The 20,579-nt window shown below is 45.8% G+C and carries 14 protein-coding genes, 2 tRNA genes and 1 riboswitch; of the genes, 6 read left to right on the top strand and 10 right to left on the bottom strand.

Features of this window, described 5'->3' with window-relative positions; translation table 11 throughout:
• The first annotated feature begins 40 nt into the window (after positions 1 to 40).
• Entirely contained in the window at positions 41 to 3,997 is a 3,957-nt protein-coding gene (locus BQ7394_RS14510) for a GLUG motif-containing protein (RefSeq protein ID WP_139317715.1), read from the top strand.
• Between the two features lie 56 nt (positions 3,998 to 4,053).
• On the opposite strand, the gene BQ7394_RS25705 is transcribed toward BQ7394_RS14510, so the two are convergent.
• Together BQ7394_RS25705 and BQ7394_RS26005 are read right to left on the bottom strand one after the other, a co-directional pair.
• Positions 4,054 to 4,362, bottom strand: a complete 309-nt coding sequence (locus BQ7394_RS25705) for a DUF6169 family protein (RefSeq protein ID WP_235848750.1) — start codon at positions 4,360 to 4,362, stop codon at positions 4,054 to 4,056.
• Positions 4,363 to 4,409: 47 nt separating this feature from the next.
• The gene (locus BQ7394_RS26005) at positions 4,410 to 4,556 is read right to left on the bottom strand and encodes a hypothetical protein (RefSeq protein WP_167369474.1); all 147 of its coding nucleotides are present in this window, start codon (positions 4,554 to 4,556) and stop codon (positions 4,410 to 4,412) included.
• A gap of 126 nt (positions 4,557 to 4,682) precedes the next feature.
• Here BQ7394_RS26005 and BQ7394_RS14505 point away from each other — a divergent pair, with 126 nt between their 5' ends.
• Entirely contained in the window at positions 4,683 to 4,997 is a 315-nt protein-coding gene (locus BQ7394_RS14505) for a nucleotidyltransferase domain-containing protein (protein ID WP_075558089.1), read from the top strand.
• Positions 4,998 to 5,326: 329 nt separating this feature from the next.
• Complete coding sequence (locus tag BQ7394_RS14500; protein WP_075558088.1) at positions 5,327 to 6,328, top strand: Rpn family recombination-promoting nuclease/putative transposase; 1,002 nt, start codon at positions 5,327 to 5,329, stop codon at positions 6,326 to 6,328.
• Positions 6,329 to 6,636: 308 nt separating this feature from the next.
• Here the strand turns inward: BQ7394_RS14500 and rimI are convergent, their stop codons facing one another.
• The 6 genes from rimI to BQ7394_RS14470 form a co-directional block, all read right to left on the bottom strand.
• Positions 6,637 to 7,095, bottom strand: a complete 459-nt coding sequence (gene rimI / locus BQ7394_RS14495) for a ribosomal protein S18-alanine N-acetyltransferase (RefSeq protein WP_075558087.1) — start codon at positions 7,093 to 7,095, stop codon at positions 6,637 to 6,639.
• 4 nt (positions 7,096 to 7,099) lie between these two features.
• Positions 7,100 to 8,572: a RimK family protein gene (locus BQ7394_RS14490; protein WP_075558086.1), complete on the bottom strand. Its 1,473-nt coding sequence runs from the start codon at positions 8,570 to 8,572 to the stop codon at positions 7,100 to 7,102.
• 263 nt (positions 8,573 to 8,835) lie between these two features.
• A complete protein-coding gene (locus BQ7394_RS14485) occupies positions 8,836 to 9,885 on the bottom strand; it encodes a ribonucleotide-diphosphate reductase subunit beta (protein ID WP_075558085.1) in 1,050 nt (349 codons plus the stop codon).
• Between the two features lie 15 nt (positions 9,886 to 9,900).
• On the bottom strand, positions 9,901 to 12,420 hold the full coding sequence (locus tag BQ7394_RS14480; RefSeq protein ID WP_075558084.1) for a ribonucleoside-diphosphate reductase subunit alpha: 2,520 nt from the start codon (positions 12,418 to 12,420) through the stop codon (positions 9,901 to 9,903).
• A gap of 65 nt (positions 12,421 to 12,485) precedes the next feature.
• Positions 12,486 to 12,703: riboswitch (cobalamin riboswitch) on the bottom strand.
• 137 nt (positions 12,704 to 12,840) lie between these two features.
• Positions 12,841 to 12,912: transfer RNA gene (locus tag BQ7394_RS14475), tRNA-Cys, on the bottom strand.
• A 36-nt stretch (positions 12,913 to 12,948) separates the two neighbouring features.
• Positions 12,949 to 13,023, bottom strand: a tRNA-Cys gene (locus BQ7394_RS14470).
• A 157-nt stretch (positions 13,024 to 13,180) separates the two neighbouring features.
• Between BQ7394_RS14470 and rfbC the strand changes: the two genes are divergently transcribed.
• The gene (gene rfbC, locus BQ7394_RS14465; protein WP_075558083.1) at positions 13,181 to 13,741 is read left to right on the top strand and encodes a dTDP-4-dehydrorhamnose 3,5-epimerase; all 561 of its coding nucleotides are present in this window, start codon (positions 13,181 to 13,183) and stop codon (positions 13,739 to 13,741) included.
• Between the two features lie 8 nt (positions 13,742 to 13,749).
• Entirely contained in the window at positions 13,750 to 14,889 is a 1,140-nt protein-coding gene (gene rfbB / locus BQ7394_RS14460) for a dTDP-glucose 4,6-dehydratase (RefSeq protein ID WP_075558082.1), read from the top strand.
• On the opposite strand, the gene BQ7394_RS14455 is transcribed toward rfbB, so the two are convergent.
• On the bottom strand, positions 14,890 to 18,186 hold the full coding sequence (locus BQ7394_RS14455; protein WP_075558081.1) for an AsmA-like C-terminal region-containing protein: 3,297 nt from the start codon (positions 18,184 to 18,186) through the stop codon (positions 14,890 to 14,892).
• A gap of 1 nt (position 18,187) precedes the next feature.
• Positions 18,188 to 19,570, bottom strand: coding sequence for a Fic family protein (locus BQ7394_RS14450; protein WP_075558080.1), 1,383 nt, complete (start codon positions 19,568 to 19,570; stop codon positions 18,188 to 18,190).
• A gap of 100 nt (positions 19,571 to 19,670) precedes the next feature.
• On the opposite strand from BQ7394_RS14450, the gene BQ7394_RS14445 reads away from it, so the two are divergent.
• Positions 19,671 to 20,555, top strand: a complete 885-nt coding sequence (locus BQ7394_RS14445; protein ID WP_075558079.1) for a LysR family transcriptional regulator — start codon at positions 19,671 to 19,673, stop codon at positions 20,553 to 20,555.
• Positions 20,556 to 20,579 lie beyond the last annotated feature (24 nt).

The raw sequence follows: 20,579 nt of genomic DNA, 5'->3' as shown, positions 1-20,579 counted from the left end.
GACGAAGGCGAGTGGATTGGGCTATGCCAATGTCGGCGGCGTGTGTGGCTCTAGCTATTATGGCACGATCTCCAATTGTTATAATATCGGTTCGGTGACGGGGCAGGCGAAAACCCAAGCCAATGTCGGCGGTGTGTGTGGCATTAGCGTGAGTATGATCTCCAATTGTTATAATATCGGTTCGGTGACGGGGCAGGCAAATGGAATAGCCTATGTCGGCGGCGTGTGTGGCTCTAGCGATAGGATGATCTCCAATTGTTATAATGCCGGTTCGGTGACGGGGCAGGCAGGAGAAAACACCTATATCGGCGGCGTGTGTGGCTCTAACAGATCCGATATTACCGACTGCTTCTACCTAGCCGGAACGGCAAAGGAAGGGGTTGGGGAGGGAACTGGTGGAGATCCAGACCCATCGAAAAAGTTTGGCACGGAGTTTATTGGAGCAGTAGAGGGGTGGTTGGCCGCTACTGACTCTGAGGGTGCTAGCCCTTGGCTAGGACGCCCCTCTATTGAACAGGATAAGTTGATGCTCCCTTATTTAAATATAGGTGACAATGTGCCGGCTATTTCTTGTCCATCGGAACCGGATAATATTGATGGGTTTTATGAGATTTATACAGCCACGCAGCTTCGCTGGTTTGCAAAGAAGGTGAATGGTGATGTTCCAGAGAGCGATGGTGAAGGTGAAGAAGATGGTGAGATCAAAGGCAAGTTGATGGAGGATATTGCGGTGTCGGAGTATACGTTGGATGGCACGGCACCTGCCCCGGAGGATCATTGGACGCCGATAGGGAACAATAAATCTCCTTTTAAAGGAACCTTTGATGGGAATGGTAAAACGGTGTCGGGGGTTTATATTATTGATGATAATAACGAAAGTACTTATCTAGGCCTGTTCGGTTATCTTGGCGAAGACGGTAAGATAGAGAATGTTGGGGTAGAGGATAGTTATGTGAAGGGGACAGGACAGTATGCCTATGTCGGCGGCGTGTGTGGCTATAGCTCTGGTGGCTCGATCTCCAATAGCTATAATGCCGGTTCGGTGACGGGGGAGACGAAGAATACGGGGGAGGGGATGACCTCCTCTGCCTCTGTCGGCGGCGTGTGTGGCTATAGCTATGATGGCACGATCTCCAATTGTTATAATATCGGTTCGGTGACGGGGGATGGGACGAAGGCGAATGGATGGGGCGATGCCTATGTCGGCGGCGTGTGTGGCCTGAACGAAGTGAATAGCCTAATCATCTCCAATTGTTATAATGCCGGTTCGGTGACGGGGCAGGTAGGAGAAAACGCCTCTGTCGGCGGCGTGTGTGGCTCTAACGGCGGTAAAATCACCGACTGCTTCTACCTAGCCGGAACGGCAACGAATGGGATTGGGGATGGCGCTGGTGTAGATCCAGACCCATCGAAAAAGTTTGGCACGGAGTTTATTACAGCAGTAGAGGAGTGGTTGGTCGCTACTGGCTCTGAGCCTAGCTCTAGTCCTTGGCAAGGACACCCCTCTATTGAACAGGATAAGTTGATGCTCCCTCATTTAAATATAGGTGACAATGTGCCGGCTATTTCTTGTCCACCGGAACCGGATAATATTGATGGGTTTTATGAGATTTATACAGCCACGCAGCTTCGCTGGTTTGCAACGGAGGTGAATGATGGAGCTACTACGATCAATGGTAAGTTGATGCAGAGTATTGAGGTGTCGGAGTATAACTTGGATGGCGCGGCACCTGATAAGAAGTATCATTGGACGCCGATAGGGAAAGACTTTGATCACTCTTTTAAAGGAATCTTTGATGGGAATGGCTACAAGGTGTCGGGGGTTTATATTGAAGATAGTAGTGATGACGCTTATCTAGGCTTGTTTGGTTGTCTTGGCTTAGGCGGTAAGATAGAGAATGTCAGGGTGGAGGATAGTTATGTGAAGGGGACAGGAGATCATGCCTGTGTCGGCGGTGTGTGTGGCAGTAGCTCTAACGGCTTGATATCAAGTAGCTATAATACCGGTTCGGTAGAGGGGACAGGATCCAATGCCTCTGTCGGTGGCGTGTGTGGCGTGTGTAGCCTTGGCTCATCGGTCTCCAATAGCTATAATACCGGTTCGGCAAAGGGCGGAAACAATGCCTTTGTCGGCGGCGTGTGTGGCTATAACTTTGGTATGATCTCCAATAGCTATAATACTGGTTCGGTAGAGGGGGGAAAATATGCCTCTGTCGGTGGCGTGTGTGGTAAGTACAAAGTCAATAACAATGCTAAGATTTCCAATTGTTATAATGTCGGTTCGGTAAAGGGTGGAGAGTCTGGCCAAGTCGGCGGTGTGTGTGGCAATAACAACGAGGGTGAAATCACCGACTGCTACTACCTTGCCGGAACGGCAACGAACGGGATTGGGGATGGCACCGATAGTGGTAATGAGAAAGCCGCTCCGAAAACAGCTAAAGAGTTGGCTGAGGTGATGGAAAAGATGTTGACTGAGTCTCCTTGGAGAGGTTCCGCTAATTATGAAAGCGGTACTCTCACTCTGCCAACCTTTAGCGAAAGCAACCCAATTGTGATACAATTGGTGGCTGTAGAGATAGAGCCAAAGGATGTGATAGACTTCAAAGGAGAAAATTGGAAAGACTTGGAAGATTTGGATGACTACCTGATAGTTGCAGGAACTTCATTGAAAGAGGCCAAACCTTTGAGTGAGGTCCCGCTTGCCGATCTTATTGGTAATGCAACATTATATATCTGCCATCTCGGAAAGGCTAGCGAAGTGTTGGAATATAAACTGGAGCGTCCGGATGCACCAGCAGGTATAACAGCTACAACAACGGAAGAGAGTGGTGTTCTGTTGACAGTTCTAGAGGATGTAGAGTATAGTGAGAATGGAAAGGAATGGAAGATATCTTCAACCTTTGAACCAGTTGAAGCGGGTAAAGCACTTACTTTCTATGCTCGCTACAAGGCTAACCCAGATGAGTGTCTTTTCCCATCCAAACCAGCAGAGATAAAGGTGACGCTGTACAGCATTATAATAACCTCTTCAGACAATGGCAGTGTCTCTGCAAACAAGACTGTTGCCATTGTCGGGGAGAAGGTCACCCTGACGGTTACACCTGGTAGTGGCTACGAGCTGAAATCACTGGAAGTGGATGGTGCGGTGGTATCTGTCTCCGGCAATCAACATACTTTCGAAATGCCGGATAAGGCCGTAACCGTCACGGCCACTTTTAAGAAAGTGAAACCAACCCCAGCGCCCGATCCCGTCTACTACACCGTCACGATCCCCGAGTCGATCACCGGAGCCATCATCCACGGCGGCGGTACGCATCAGGTGCGCGAAGGCAGCTACATCGAATTCTCCATCGAGATCGACCCGGCAGGCACAGGCGAGTATCCGACCGTCACCGTCGACGGCTATTGGTGGAACACGCTCAGCCCCGACACGCGAGGCAACTACCGCGTCTATGTCTACGACGACGATTGCGACATCCGTATCGGCGAAGTGAGCGGCTACGGCACCTACACCCTGACGCTTCCCGCCGACAGCCTCTTCGAGGGCGACGACCTCTATCGCAGCGGCGTGGGTATCGCAGTTACGCCCGCTTCGTCTTCCCCTTCATCCGACGCGCTCCGTTACCCCTTCGGCACGGAGCTGACGCTCACGGCCGTGAGCGACACCCATCGCACCTTCGTCGAGTGGATGGACGGCAGTCGACGCTCGCCGCTGACCTTCCGTCTGCGTGAAGACACCGAGGCTTACGCCTGGTTCCGTGCGCTTCACCCCGTGGGCAACGAAGAGATCGCCGCCGCCTCCATCCGTATCCGTACGGAACGTGGAGGCACCATCGTGGTCGACACCCCGACGAGGCTCCCGATAGCCATCTATGCGCTATCCGGCCAATGCCTCCGTCGCAGCGAATCGGAAGGCACGACGCGCTTCAGCGGCCTGAGGGAAGGCAGCTACCTGGTGGTAGTGGGAACACATAGCGAGGTGGTTATCGTTCGATAACCACCGTAGGGGCGGGGTCTGCCCGCCCTTCATCCGGGAAGGCATAGCGAGGGTGGTTATACTGGGTATAAGTTATTATTTACCAGATCATAGAAAGCAGAGACGAGCTGTTGCTCGTTTCTGTTTTGTTTGTGGATATATAAGGAGACATATAACGTATAATCTTCACACGCTGAGGAACCATCATACTTTCTGATATTCCCGTCGTTATACCGTGAGAACCAACGGGAGAAAAGCTTCTCACGCTTCACCTCTTTTCCATCGCAATTATCGCATACCATTATCATTGCATTTTCATTGCGAGAAAAGAATTTCTGTAAAATGGAAACAACGGTAATAGCTATTCTGTTATCTATGGGATGCATAGACTCACTTTCCGGCTCGATATTGAAAGTATAAACCGAATGGAAAGCTAGGGGGTTGCAAATTTGATTCCACGGGCTTTGGCTAATTCTTTCAGGTTACCGCCTGTCTGAATACATTGACGTATAGCTCGTTTATCCTCCAGCATACGCTGAAAGATATTTATTTGTTCTTTTGTTTTTACGTTCTTCTTCATTAGGCTTGATTTTTCTACAAAGGTAGGAACTCTTCTGCACAAAACAAAAGATTTGCTCCTGAAAAAGAAGAGGAGCGAATATTTTGTTTTGTGCAGTAGGATACTTATCTTTGTGAAAAGGAATATATGAACAGACCAGGAATCATACAGAAGATAAAGGATATTTTGCATCGGGTTGCTCCCGGAGCAGAAGTGATCTTGTATGGCTCGGAGGCCCGGGGCGAAGCCAGGCAGGACTCCGATGTCGATCTCTTGATATTGGTAGATAAAGATCATTTGTCGTACAACGACATCACATCCATCACTTATCCTTTATACGATCTGGAATTGGCAGAACACATTAGTATCAGCCCATTGGTCTACACCCAAAAACAATGGCGGAATCGACCGTTTAAAACTCCTTTTTATGTGAATGTTGTTAATGAGGGGGTTAGGTTATGAAACAGCAAATGGACGAGGAAAGCATAGAGGCGTTAGTTTCATATCTAGAGTTGAGGAGTTTATTGCCTTGATTGATTCTATATTAAATCCTGTTGCCTAGGTGAGATGTTTTGAATGTGATGTCAGGCCATCCTTATTTAAAGGAATACGCACTTCTTGTGATGTCCCAGCCATAAAGATAAACGTGGCCTTTCCTCTCATAAGGGGAGTTGGCTACTTCCATTTGCTAAATTATTTTGAAACTTTTTGGCATTTTCGGGAGAATCTCTATATTTGCAAAGTCTCGCTATCAGGTCGGTAGTGGGGTATTAAACCAAAAAGTCTTGTCTATGAAATCAAATGAAGTTTTTCCTCCGCAGGAGAAGTTTATCAATCCTTTTACGGATGAGGGTTTTAAAAGGATCTTCGGAAGTGAGATCAACAAGGAAATGATCATCCTCTTCCTGAACAGTCTACTGAATGAGTGTATTACGGATATCAGTTTCCGTAATGTAGAAGCCCTTGGGTTGAGTCGTGGAGACCGCAAAGCTGTATTCGACATTTTCTGCGAAACGAGTAACCATGAGCTGATAATCGTCGAGGTTCAGAAGAACTCCCAGAAATACTTCTCCGATCGGGTATTGTATTACGCCTCCTTCGCCATCCAACAGCAGGCCACATACGCCAAAGAAATGTTGGAGCGTGAGCGAAAGGCTCAGAAGGAGATGCAGGAAAAAGGTGAGGGAGATAAAATCCCCTTGAAACGTCTCCGTTGGAATTATTCGGTGAATCGCGTGTATGTAGTCTGTTTTCTGAATTACATCATGGATCGTCGATACCCGGATAAATACCACTGGAACGTTATCCGCATGGATCGTGAACTGAAAGAACCTTTCAGCGACACCCTGACGGAAGTTTATCTGGAGATGCCCAAGTTCCGCCTGAAGCTCTCCGAATGCGATACTTTTTATAAGAAGTTTTTATATGTACTAAACAATATAGAAATCATGGAACGACTACCATTAGAGTTAAACGAACAAATCTTCCAGAAGCTAAAAAGCCTGGCCGAGATAGAGCGCATGACCCCCGACGAACGCCTGGCATACGAACTCAGCCTCTCCACCGAACGCGACCTGTATGCCTGCATGGAAACGAAACTGGAGGAGGGGATAGAGATTGGGATGGAGAAAGGTCGTGCCGAGGGCTTGGCGGAAGGTGAAGCTAAGGGCCTTGCCGAAGGTCTCCTTGAAGGCGTCAGAAGCGTTGCTATTCGCCTCAAGCAGCTAGGCATGGATATTGGCTCTATCCAACAAGCGACCGGTCTGAGCGAGGTGGAGATACAGGCATTGTAACGTTTGCCTCCGTCGTAGCGAATCGGAAGGCACGACACGCTTCAGCGGCCTGAGGGAAGGCAGCTCCTGGTGGTAGTGGGAACACATAGCGAGGTGNATAGGGGGGTGTTTATCGTTCGATAACCGCCTCTTCACGATACAGTCTGCCAGTAAATCAGTTTGAATCGTGGCTGGCTTTTTACTTTAGGCGATGTGGAAGGAGCACAACAGCCTTCGCTTTGTCCGTATCAACTTTGTTTCCGGGAATGCCGGACTGGCCAAAGTCAAGGTAGGAGGGAAGCCAACGAATTTCTAGTTTTATCAGACGCTTAGGAGTTAATAATCTTATGCATATAATAAGCATTCGAGCCATCCGCATAATAATTGTTGATTATGCGGATGTGTTCGAATCCGTTTTTTAAGTAGAGACCGATGGCGGCTCCGTTAGTTACATTTACTTCCAACGTTATCTTTTTGAGTTGATGAGACCGGGCAAACCCGATTGCTTTTTCCATCAGTTGCTGCCCTAACTTCCTGCCTCTGGCATCCGGATGAACGGCTATGGAATAAATACGTAGGTTATGAGTGCGGGCATTCGATATCAACGAACTGTATGCAATCACTTTCTCCTTATCCGTAACAACATAAAAAATTCCTTTTGCCTGGGTAATAAGGTATAAGAACTGTCTCCTTGAAAAACTGTCCGCACCGAAACAAATTGTTTCTATTTCCTGTATAGAATCGAGGTCCGAACGGACTGCCTGCCTGATTTCCAACTCTTTTTCCATCTACTTAGAAGTGTTTCATATCCAGTGTACGACCGAAATGATTCAGGATACGATAATATAAATCATCCCCCAGTACAGCATCTTCAATCCCGTGGTCGATGCTCGGATTATCGTTGATCTCGATAACCATAGCCCGGTCGTTGACCATCTTCATATCGACTCCATATAATCCTTTGCCTATCAGCGAAGCTGCCTTGACTGCTGTGTCGAGTACTTTACGTGGAACTTGGTAAATCGGAAGCGTATCGACCAGTCCGCACCGACTTCTTCCCGAATCATAATGGCAATAGATCTGCCAGTGTCCTTTTGCCATATAATATTTGCAGGCAAACAGCGGTTCTCCGTTCAGGATACCGATTCGCCAGTCGAATTCGGTCGGGGTAAATTCCTGTGCCAGAAGGATAGACGATTTATCGAAAAGCAGATCGAGTGCTGCTTTCAGCTCTATCTCATTGGTTACTTTTTTCATCCCGAAAGAGAACGATCCGTCCGGGATTTTCAGGATGAAAGGCGAACCTAGTTGTTCGCTGATCTGTTCGAATGTGTTTTCATTCGACTTAAAGATCAACATAGACAACGGAGCCGGTATCTTTTCTTTCTCAAATAGTTCGTTTAGGTAGACCTTGTTGGTACACCGGATGATAGATAACGGATCATCGATCACCACCATTCCGTTTTGCTTCGCCAGTTGTGACAGACGGAAAGTATAATGGTTCAGCGACGTAGTGGTCCGGATAAACAGAGCGTCGAACTCCATTAACCGTGTAGCATCTTCTTCGGTGATTAGTTCGGCATGTATATCCATTTTTTTAGCAACATCCAATAATTTGTTCAAAGCCTGTTTGTTGCTGGGTGGAAACTTTTCTTCCGGATCGTATAATACAGCCAGGCTATACCGTGCCGATTTAACAGATTGGGGTGCACGCCATACTTTTTTGTTGAAACGGTCCAGCGTATCGGCAAAGAAGCTTTGCTCGTCGTCATTCAGTTGTTCTAATGAAAGGAACTGGATTGTTTCAATTTGGTTCTTTTGCCGGGTATTCAAACTGACCCTTAATAGCGGTGCCGGATAGTTCTCAAAGATAAAACGGGCTATTTTTTCCAACCCTTTCTCTTTGCATGTACCGAAATAGATATCCAGGTTCCAGATGTCTTCGGTAATATTATTTTTCTGTATCCACTGATAACAGAGCTTTTGCAGGTTTCGGTCCATCCGGACACCGGCACCTGCTTCTACCTTATTAATGATATCTACTCCGGGAATCACTTTGTGTCCCCTGGTTTGGGCTAGTAGCGAACAGTAATATCCTTCGGAATTATAACTGTAATCGTTACTAAGGTTGATAACAAACTTATTCCCCTTTTCTTTCTGGAGAGATTTGTTCTTCAAATAATCGGAAACGTTCAAGATGCTGCTTGTCTTATAATACGGTTTCCAATCATTCAGGCTGTCTAATAAAATTAGCACGTTATTCATGTCGAATATAATAAGTGCGCAAAAGTAGCTAAATAAATGAATCGGCGATACGAATAATCATTAATTATTGAGAGTCCTTTTAGTTAAAGAAAATAGATGTTTTATCCCGTTGATTTACATTGGGTAAGAGGCTGTCTGTGGGAGGGTTTTCAAAGGGTTGAAAGTGTTGGTCGATAAGTCTATATAGAATAGGATAGGAATCCGGATACATTAATAATAATGTATATCCGGATTCTTGTTATGTGGTGTAGAAAGGGAGACTGTTACAAGTCATCTTCCAACGCCGTGCTCTTGGCATAAGCTGTACTCTTTGCTTCGAAAAAGTCAGTCTTCACCATGTTGGCATTTGAATACTGTGATACCCAGTGCATGCTTTCCGGTTCCTTCCGGTTGTCTTCAAACAGTGGTTCATAACCCAGACTGAGCCAACGGATATTACCCAAATAGCGGATATAATCTGCTACCATTTGCTGGTTGAGTCCCTGGATGTTGTTTCCTATCACATATTGTCCCCATTCCGTTTCCTGTTTCACTCCTTCACGCATCATTTCCTCGTACACTTTAACCTTATCGGGTGTAAAGAGTTCGGGCTCTTCTTTTTTCAGTTCGAGAATGATGTTACGGAATAACCATAGATGCGTATTTTCATCCCGGTTGATATAACGTATTTCCTGGGCGGATCCTGACATCTTTCCGTTACGGCTCAGGTTGTAAAAGAACATGAAACCGCTGTAGAAATAAATACCTTCCAGAATGTAATTGGCTATCAAGGTCTTCATCAGTGTAAAACCGTTTTGGCTCTCCTGAAACTCGTTGTAACAATTGCCGATGAACGTATTTCTTTTCAATAAATGCTCATCTGTTTTCCACTGATAGAGAATATCATTACGTTCTTCGGGACTGCAAATAGAATCAAGCATATAGCTATAACTCTGGCTATGTACACATTCCTGAAATGCCTGGATATGAAGACAAAGATTGACTTCATTGGCAGTGATGTATTCACTGATAGCCGGCAGGTTGTTACTCTGTAGAGAATCGAGGAAGACCAGAAAGCTGAGAATTTTGTTGTAAGCTGTCCGTTCAGCTGGTTCCAGGTGAGGATAATCCTTTGTATCCTGCGACAGATTGATCTCTTCGGGTATCCAGAAATTGTTCATTGCCTGACGATACCAACTGCTCACCCATTTGTAACGCATATTATTAAAGTCGTTCAAATTGGTGGTATTTCCGCCGATCATTTTCCGGAGACGGATTTCTGTGTCGCCTTCCGGATTGAATAAGGCGTTCTTCTTTAATATTTTTGTTTCCATCGTTCTTATAGTTTTTTATGATGTACAACTTTCACATTCTTCTACTTCCAGTGATTTACTTCGAACATAATATACCGTTTTCACTCCGCATTCCCAAGCCAGCAGATAAAGGTTGAGTAATTGTTTCATGGTGAACTCGTTGGTGATATATAGATTCATGCTTTGTGCCTGATCGATATGTTGTTGCCGGACACCCGCAGCACGGATACTCCATTGCTGGTCTATCTGGTAGGCGCTTTTATATAACCAATAAGTCTTGTCCGACAAGGCAGGAGCTACGCGCGGAAGCATGGTACCTTTCTTTTCTTCGAGGAAGAAACGTTTCATCGCCGGATCTATTCCTGCGGTTGTTCCTGAGATAATGCTTGTACTGCTGGTAGGGGCTATGGCAAGAAGATAGGCATTTCTCATGCCATTTACCCTGACTTTTTCCTGTAACCGGTTCCATTCCGCCGATTTGTATCCTCGTTTTATGAAATAAGCTCCGGTTTGCCAGTCGCTTCCTTCAAAATATTCGTACCGCCCTTTTTCTTTTGCCAATTCAGCACTGGCTTCAATAGCCGCATAGTTGATACGCTCAAATACTTTGTCCATAAAAGTCAGATGTTCATCGCTTTCCCAACGGATGCCGCGTACGGCAAGCGCGTGATGGTAACCGCTTACCCCAAGGCCGATACTGCGGTAACGATGATTCGTTATCTGTGCAAAGGGTACGGGATAGAAATTAAGGTCGATCACATTATCGAGTGCACGGACCACTGTCGCCACCTTTTCTTTCATCTGTTGTTCATCTTCCAACGGCAAATGCCCAAGTGATAAGCTGGCTAGATTACATACCACGAAATCGCCTGGGCGAACTGTTTTCACCACGACTGTATCACCGTTCTCTGTGAGGATTTCAGTAGAGACGGATTCGATGGATGACATGTTCTGTGCTATTTCCGTACATAAGTTCGAACAGTAAATGATACCCCGGTGAGGATTAGGGTTGGCACGGTTTACGGTGTCACGGTTGAAAGTGAAAGGAGTACCGGTTTCTACAGCCGAGCGCAATACCAGCCTGATAATATCTTTAATACTTATACTGCGTTTTGAAAGGCGATTATCGTTCACACAGTCCAGATATCTTTGTTCCCATTCTTCGCCATAATAATCTTCCAGGCAATATCCTTTGATAGTCATTATCTCATTCGGGCAAAACAGATACCATATCTGGTTCAGGTCTTCTTTTGCCATGCGCCAGAACAGGTCGGGATAACATACTGCCGGAAATATATCATGGGCTTTCATCCGGTCGTCGCCATTATTGGTACGGAGTTGGAGAAATTCAGGTAAATCTTTGTGCCAAACGTCGAGATACACTGCTACGGCTCCCTGCCGCATACCCAATTGATCTACGGCGACAGCTGTATCGTTTACCAGTTTCATCCAACGGATCACACCTCCGGCAACTCCTTTAAATCCTCGTATATTACCACCTGTGGCACGTACTTTCCCGAAGTACATCCCCATACCTCCGCCAAACTTGCTGACCATCGCAAAATTGTCAATACTGCGGTAGATACCTTCCAGGCTGTCGGGTACGGTATCGATAAAGCAACTGGAAAGTTGGTGATAAGGCTTGCGTGCGTTGGAAAGCGTAGGAGTTGCCATCGTAACCTGGAGGCTACTCAACAGGTCGTAGAACTTTTTAACCCACAACATCCGGTCGTGCTGTTCGGGCATGGCAAGATGCAGGGCGATTCCCAGAAACATTTCCTGTACGGATTCTACCGGTTCATGAGAACGGGTACGGATAAGGTAGCGTTTCGCCAGTAAATCCAGTCCTGAATAATTAAACAGTTCATTTCTTTCCGGACAGATAAATCCGGCAGCTTCTTCTATCTCTTGCTGAGAGTAATTAGCCAGTATATAGTTACCATATAATCCTTCGTTGGTGAGATAGCTTAATTTATCATAGAATGTATGGATACCGACAGCTTCTTCCTGTTTTTTTAGTTTCTTTGCCAACTGGAAGTTTAATAGACGGGCTGCAATGAATTCCCAGTCGGGAGCTTCCTGTGTAGTCAGTTCTACTGCCGCTTTGATGAGTGCCGTCAGTCGTTCTTTGGATGGCATTTCAGGTTTACAGAAACTGAAAAATTTCTCAGCCAGTATAGTCAGACTGTATTCGTTGGCAGTGAATTTATCCTGTATAGCTTTGAGTGTCTCCATAATGGTCGTATCACCCACTTCATGTGTAATGTGATTGAGGGCTTTCCTTCGTTCCGTCCGTTGCCAGCGATAGAGTATATAGTTTTTAGCTTCGGCATAAAAACCATGTTCCATCAGGCTACGTTCCACTTCGTCCTGAATGCGTTCTACACTGCGGTTTGCTACATTGCTGTTTACAAAACGCTCCACTTCATCCACCATGCTGCGGATGTTTTCGTCCGCTATTTCCTGTCCGGTACTGGCAAAGCTTTTCCGGATGGCAACGGTTATTTTCTCCCTGTTATAAGGTTCGGATGCCCCATTTCTCTTGGTTATTTCCATGAGATACTTTTGAAAAATAAAATTAGAGTATACTTTCGTACTGTTCCCCTATCCCCACGAGTAGAAACAGCCTTTAATGAACGGCAGGTCTTCTGACTGACTCCTTAATTTCCGATACCTTCCCGGTGTCCTCCCTTTAAAGGGAGGACCTCCAGTGGCAATTGTCTTTATCGGAAAGTAGAGCGGAGTTTTACAGCAGCGGGACTGTTCGGGATTTTCACCCGATTCCCTTTTAATCCGAATGGAAGGAAATCCATCCGAAACCAGTTCAAAAGCAAAGGTAGCAGAATTTGGGAATCTAATAGCATGGAATACGTTAAAAGAAATAGAGGTGGCAAATAATTACTGAATTGAAGTTCTGATTTGAACACAAAAAAAGCATCCGAAAGTTAAACCATCAGATGCTTTTCAGTAATATTGAGGTTCCTGGCGGATTCGAACCGCCGTACATGGTTTTGCAGACCACTGACTAAGCCACTCATCCAAGGAACCGGACTTTATTTTGCTTCAACGATGAGTTTATCTCTTTGGAGGTTCCTGGCGGATTCGAACCGCCGTACACGGTTTTGCAGACCGCTGACTAAGCCACTCATCCAAGGAACCGTTTGTTTCAAATGATGTCTTATCGTTTTTGCGAGTGCAAAGAAAGGCATTATGTTTGGAATATGCAAATCTTTTTCATTCTTTTTGCAGGTGTTGATAGTTGCAGAACTAAGGAAAAAGAAGTTACTTTGTCTCCTGTTAGTATAAATATAAAGGAATGAATTATATAGAAACGGAAATACCCGGTGTCTGGATCATTGAACCAAAAGTGTTTAATGATGCGAGGGGATATTTTATGGAAGCTTATAAGCAGGCAGAGTTTGAACAACACATTGGTAAAATAAATTTTATACAGGACAATGAATCCTGCTCTTCCAGGGGAGTACTGAGAGGACTGCATTACCAGCTGGCTCCTTATTCGCAGTCGAAGTTGGTACGGGTGATAACAGGACGGGTATTGGATGTGGCTGTCGATCTTCGTACCGGTTCTCCGACGTTCGGTAAGTATGTAGCTGTCGAACTTTCCGCAGAGAACAAACGCCAGTTTTTTATTCCACAAGGATTTGCCCATGGATTTCATGTGTTGAGCGAAGAAGCCGTTTTTACCTATAAGGTAGATAATCCTTATATGCCAAGCCATGAAAGAGGCTTGCGGTTTAACGATCCGGCAATTGGTGTAGATTGGGGAATCACAGACATAGATGCAGTGAATTTATCAGAGAAAGATACAAAAGCCCCGCTATTGAGTGCGGCAGAATATAATTTTACATTTAAATAATACGGACGATGAAGACTTATCTGGTTACCGGTGCAGCCGGTTTTATTGGTGCTAACTTTATCAAATATATGCTGGCGGAACATCAGGATATAAAAATCGTGATTCTCGACCTGTTGACTTATGCAGGCAATTTGGGCACGATTGCGGAAGATATTGATGGCAAGCGTTGCGAATTTGTAAAAGGAGATATCTGTGACCGTGCTCTGGCTGATGAACTTTTTGCAAAGTATAACTTCGATTATGTGGTCAACTTTGCTGCAGAGAGCCATGTGGACCGTAGTATTGAAAATCCGCAGTTATTTCTCGTAACCAACATCTTGGGAACACAGAACTTGCTCGATGCTGCCCGCAGAGCCTGGGTGACAGGAAAAGACGAAACCGGCTATCCTCAATGGAGGGAAGGAGTCCGTTTCCATCAGGTATCGACCGATGAGGTGTATGGCAGTCTGGGAGCAGAGGGATATTTCCACGAAACTACCCCGTTGGACCCGAGAAGTCCGTATAGTGCTTCCAAGACCAGCGCCGACTTGTTTGTAAAAGCCTATTCCGATACCTATAAAATGCCCGTAAGTATCACCCGCTGTTCTAATAATTATGGCCCTTATCATTTTCCGGAGAAGCTGATCCCACTGATCATCAAGAATATCCTGGAGGGTAAATCCCTGCCGGTGTATGGCGACGGAACGAATGTAAGAGATTGGCTGTATGTAGAAGACCATTGCAAGGCTATCGATGCCGTTATTCATCGCGGACGGGTAGGAGAGGTATATAATGTAGGTGGTCATAACGAAAAGCAGAATATTGAAATCGTTAAACTGACCATCAGCACAATCCACCGGTTAATGACCGAGCAGCCCGAGTACCGCCAGATGCTCAAGAAGAAGGAGATTGGCCCGGATGGACAGATTTCGATCGACTGGATTAACGACAGCCTGATCACTTTTGTGAAAGACCGCCTCGGACACGATCAGCGCTATGCCATCGACCCGACAAAAATATCGGAAGAACTCGGCTGGACACCTGAAACCAGCTTTGAGGTCGGTATCGTAAAAACGATCCGATGGTATCTGGAAAACCAACAATGGGTAGAAGATATTACCGGCGGCGATTATATGAAATATTACGACCGGATGTACTCCGGCCGTTAATTACAAAACATTGGTTTCTCCATCTGGAGAAGTCGCTGAATGATTTGAAGAGAGGCTGCTCACCAATTCGGGAGCAGTCTCTTTTATTTGTTTACGTATCGACTCGCGTATTTCTTTGCGGACATTTGTGCGCGTGCTATCCAGTTCGGCTTCTTTGGCCGGCTTGAAGAGATCTTTATAGCGGCATTTCACGATCTTGTATTTGAAATTATCCAGATTACCGGTAATATCTATCCCCAGCTTGAATGGAACGGGTGATTTTAATACTGATAGGTGATAGTTGAATGTCATATCGAGATTATGCGTACCTCCGACAGCTACTTTATAACGGTCCATTTCGACAAGGAAGGGGAATACCTCTATTTTATTGTCCTTGATGGCCAGGTCGACCGAAATGCTATCTATCACATTCCGTTTTTTATTCTTGAACATAAGCGTTTTCGATATTTCGGTAAACGTCTCGCCATCCAGCAATACCATGTTTTCACCATGCAGGTAACAAGCCGAATGCAGAGACGGAAGTTCGAGCGACATCATGGAGTCCATCTTACAAGTTGCTGTGATCTGGCAATCCACTACTCCTTCAAACGAACGTAACATCGGTACCAGTGTGTCGATAGCAGGGTACAGGCTGATCAGTTTCTCAACCATTACATCTTCCATGTCGAGATCGAAGCCGGCAGATGCCCCTCGGCTATCTTTTGCCGTATAGAACATCGTCATATTTCCACGGCCGATGTTTGAGTTCATCGCCAGGTTACTCAGGTTGACGCTTTGATCGCGGATAATAATTTCGCCTTCCACATTACTCAGTTCGGCATCTTTGAAGTCTATCTTTTTCGCATTGGTATGGAGTGTCATATCCAGATTGGCCGGAATAACGAATACCTGATCGGTCGTGTCGAGTGAGGCTACGGAAATAGAATCCTGTAAGATATGGGTATCCATGGTCGCCAGGCTTTCCGCATCTATACCGGTATGGCCGGTGGACTCTTGTAATTCGGCATATTGCATGCCGGAGTTTATTGCTTTTATCAATTGGTTGCAATCGATATAATCAGAGGTAAGGGAGAAATTTCCTCTCAACTTGCCTCCCCGCAACATGGCCTGACGGATACTTTTGATTTCTCCGTTCAGCATGAAATCGCTTTTGCCCAGGTGCAGACGAGCATCGGTGAGAGTGATATCGTTTGTGTTAAATTTCAATGTTGTCTGATCGATTTTCATCGGGATAGGCATCATCCGGCTGAACCCGCGCATCTGTTTGAACGAGAGGCTGCCCCGCACTTCCCACTGTCGTAATAGTTGGGAGGTGACGTCGGTGGAGTCTATTTGAACCTGGCTGCCTGTTGTCCTTGTACGACGTGGCCGTCTTGCTGAGTTGGTACGTGTGGCCGTATCTGTCCGGGCAAGCCATCGCTGACGCATCGCATCACGGTAAGGTAGGGCTTCCAGATTAAATGTATTTTCCGAAAGTATCATCCCGGTACGCATGGGGATAATAAAATAACGTAGCGTATCGACGGAGATCGTAGCCCCGAGTGTCGGTATCCGTTTGTCGGAAGCCGAAGATTTGATCCCCCCTTTCAATACAGTCTTTCCGGCTACCAGTAATACGGAATCCGGCAGACGGGTACGCAGATAATCGAATCTGATTTGACCTGTCATCGGGATAACGGCTGTTGTATCTATTACAGGAGAAGTCTTTGCCTGTATAGCCAACTTACTTATGTTGGTACTTATAGCATCCTGGTATTTGACGTTCAGGCTGTCTACCGACATTGACATACTCAACAAGTCTTTGTTGTCCAGATACGAACTACTCAGCCCTGTCGAGTCTACGGAAAAATGTGCTTTGGCAATAAACACATCCATTCCAAGCGGCAGGCTGTAAGCTTTCAGCGTGTCAATATTCAGGCGGCCGGAAGCATGAACCTTTCCGTACTGGCTGTTCAATAGGTCGTCTACATTAAAAGAGGCGGAGAGATCGGCATCCATCACCCCTTGCAGGAACAAGGTATCCGGATTAATGAATTCTTTTGCCAGACGGGTGAAGTCGATTTTTCCTTTTATGTTTGTATCCACATTCGGTGAGGTCAGCAGATTGCTGACTTTGCCCTGCATATCGAGGGAGGTGGTCAGTCCTTTCAGTGTCAGTTGTTCGAGGGAAAGGAACGACGAGTCGGGATACATGCCGTTCAGATGCAGATCCATATCCATTTGCAGGGTATCGATTCCCTGTTTGACCCCCTTCATATGATAAGAACCGTTTTCTATCTTGCAACACAGGTTAACAGACGGCACAATACTGTCGCCCAGGAAACCATGTATATTCCCCTCCATAATGATAGAACCTTTCGCAACAGTCTTATCCCGGTTCTGGAAATAAGCGTCCGGTATGAAATGAAGCAGGTCATTCATGTCGGATATCTTAAGCCCGACTTCCATATCGATACGTGTCTGTTTCAGCAAAGGCAGGCTGCTGACGGAACCGTCGGCGGTGAAAGGTAGGTTGTTTACCAGTAATTCTGCATTGTTCAGCGTCACGGTGTTGTAGTTATCCGAGAGCAGGAGTTGGCTTTTCAGTTTTAGGGCCAGTTTGTTTGCGAGTGTATAAGTCGGGCTGCTGAAGAGAATGGAGGTACAGCCTGTTTCGACATCCAGCTTGTTACCTCCGGTAGTCAGTGAGCCATCGAGACTGAGGAAGAAACCGTTTATCTCGGCAAACAGGTCGCCCTGGCGGTCGTCGTAAGTGAAACGGCCGTTGGTAATGCGTACTTTCTGTAAGTCGATGGGGGGCAAGGGCTTCTTGTCGGTTGCAGCAGAGTCGGGTTCGCTCGAATAGATATCCCAGTTGGCTGAACCTTTCTTGTTGACATAGCCGTAGAAGCGGGGTTCTTCTATATTTACCTCGCCAACCGTTATCTTGCCGCCGAACAGGTAATCGGTTGGACGGAACGAGATCACTACCTGTTTGAATGCCAATAGTGAGTCGGAAGGGATAGCCAGTTCTTCGGTATGTGCCGTCGAATCTTCTGCGGCGTGTGATATCAGGTGTCCGTTGATCAGTTTGATTCCCAGATGCGGATAGGTCTCGAAGTAAGTCAATTCGATCCGTTCGCAATCGAGGTGTGCATCAAGGAATTTATTCGTTTGCTCGATAACGAGCGGAGTCAGTTTTTCCGGAGGCAGTACTCCCCAGTTAAGTATACTGAAACCGATACCCGGTAGGATAAAGAACAGGGTTACGAGTAAGGCGATAACAATCGTGATGACTTTTTTATTGATCTTCTTCATATCAGGCTTGTATTGCATTTTGGATGCGTTGTAAAACATCTTTCTTGATCGAATCGATTAAAGCTGTTGTCTCATCTTCCGAAGGGAAGGTTCCGTATTTATAGCTTTTCTCATTGAATGTGTAAAAGGAATAATCAAACAGGACACTTGCTTGTTTAAAAATAGGTGTGTCTTTCATGTTAAATTCGGCTCTTACTCCCTGGAATGCCATATGGAACATGATTGACTGAGCTTCAGTCAGAATGCCCATATCTTTTTCTGATAAGTTATCAATGGACAATTCTACCTTTTCATTTAAGTTAAAGAAACTGCCACTACTTATAGAGTCTCTATTTTTAGTCATATTATAGTGAACAGTAAACGTATTAAAGAACTCTGTAGCCGGCTTTAACGTTTCAAGTAGTTTTTGGGCGAACGGGCGATGAAACAGATTGAATATATCCACTTTATTTTGCGGAGTATCTTGTTTCTCGTTCTTATCGACCTCTTTCTTAGCAGTCCGTTTTAGTATTGCCAGTTGCTTCTCAAAATCATCCTCTTCCTCGATACTTTCTCCTTTGGCAGCCTTAATGCAAGTTGTCAATGCCCTTTCGAGGCAACCTTCCATATAACTTACAAGCGGTTGTATTTGCGATAGTTCAGCATGTGCACCGACAGATGGAGTAGGGCCGACAGCAACGTCGCAACGATTTAATGCTGTCAAATAATTTTCTTTATCTTTACTCTTAACCACGATCATCGGATAATTGTGGCGGGATAATATATAATTCACTATCAGTCGGGCGATTCGCCCGTTCCCGTCCTCAAAAGGATGGATTCGGATGTAGCGGTAATGAAATAATGCAGCCAGCTCGACCGGCGTTAATGCCCCTTCGGCTTCTGCCGCATTATACCAGGCAACCAAATCGCTCATCAGGGCAGGAGTCTCTTCGGGTGAAGCGTATTCGAAACGTTCTCCTGTTACAGTAATGACGGAGTTGGGACGTGTTTTGTATGTTCCGGCATGAATTATATAGGAAGTCGTTTGTCCGTCAGGGAGTGTACGGAAGATTGTATAATCTTCCCGTAAGAGTGTCAGATGAAGCTGACGAATGAATGTTTCCGTCAGAGGTTTTTCTTTTTCCATAGCCTCCGTTTGCATCATTTTCAGTCCGACATTATGTGCTTTCATCTCTTCCAAGTCTTTCATGTTGGCTGCCTCGACTACTTTCCCAAATAGCAATAGGAGCTCGGTTTGTCCGTAAGTCAGCGTATTTCCTTCGATATGGTTAGAGTTGTAATTGAATTCTAACATGAATTTTTGGTTCAGTCGTGTTTGGTCGTCTGCTTTTAAAGGCTGAAGGGATAGCCATTCCGTATATAGTTGTTCGATCTTATGCGCCATAATGATATGTTTTAATCGTTAGTATTGCAAATGTAGGAATTTACTTGACAATAACTCATATCTTTGTTCCCGATAAGTTTATTTAGAAATAATAAGGAATATGGATTTTCGTCTGAAGGTATTTTACAGTGTTGCGACGAACCTGAGCTTTACGAAGGCTTCAAAGGAGTTGTTTATCAGCCAGCCTGCTATCAGCAAGCATATTCATGAGCTGGAGGTACAGTATAAGACGCCGCTTTTCGACCGTACCGGTGGCCGTATCGTGCTGACAACTGCGGGAGAGTTGCTCCTGTCGCATACCAATAACCTGCTGACGGCTTACCGTCAACTGGATTTCGAAATGAACCTGCTGACCAATAACGTCTGTGGCGAACTGCGTCTCGGCGCCAGCACGACGATTGCGCAGTATGTCCTGCCACCTATCCTTTCTTCTTTTGTCACCAAGTTTCCCGATATCCGCGTTTCCCTGCTCAACGGCAACAGTCACGATATCGAGAAAGCCCTGCGCGAAGGAAAGATCACGCTCGGACTGGTAGAGGGCAATGCCCGTCAGAGTTCCTTACATTACACCCCCTTCATGAAGGATGAACTGGTATTGCTGACCCATACCGGTAGCAAGCTGGCCCATTACGATGAACTGACGCTCGAGCAATTATGTACCCTTCCGTTGATACTTCGCGAAAACGGTTCGGGAACATTGGAGGTACTCGAATCGGCATTGGCCGAACATCAGATCAAACTGTCACAACTGAAAGTGTTGATGCAGTTAGGAAGTACGGAGAGCATCAAATTATTTCTGGAGAATTCGGATGCTTTGGCTATTTTGTCGGTGCGTGCCGTCACCCGCGAGTTGACATCAGGAATATTGAAGGTGATCGATATATCTGACTTTACGGCCGAACGAATGTTCTCTTTCGTGCAACTGCAAGGGCAGAGTGGGGGATTGGAAGAGAGTTTTATGCGATATATGCAAACCTATAAATAATCTATAACCTCAAGTTATCTGCTA

Source organism: Parabacteroides timonensis (assembly GCF_900128505.1).
GTDB lineage: Bacteria > Bacteroidota > Bacteroidia > Bacteroidales > Tannerellaceae > Parabacteroides > Parabacteroides timonensis.
The sequence above is the reverse complement of the archived record's forward strand: the minus strand, read 5'-3'. Positions and strand labels throughout refer to the sequence as shown.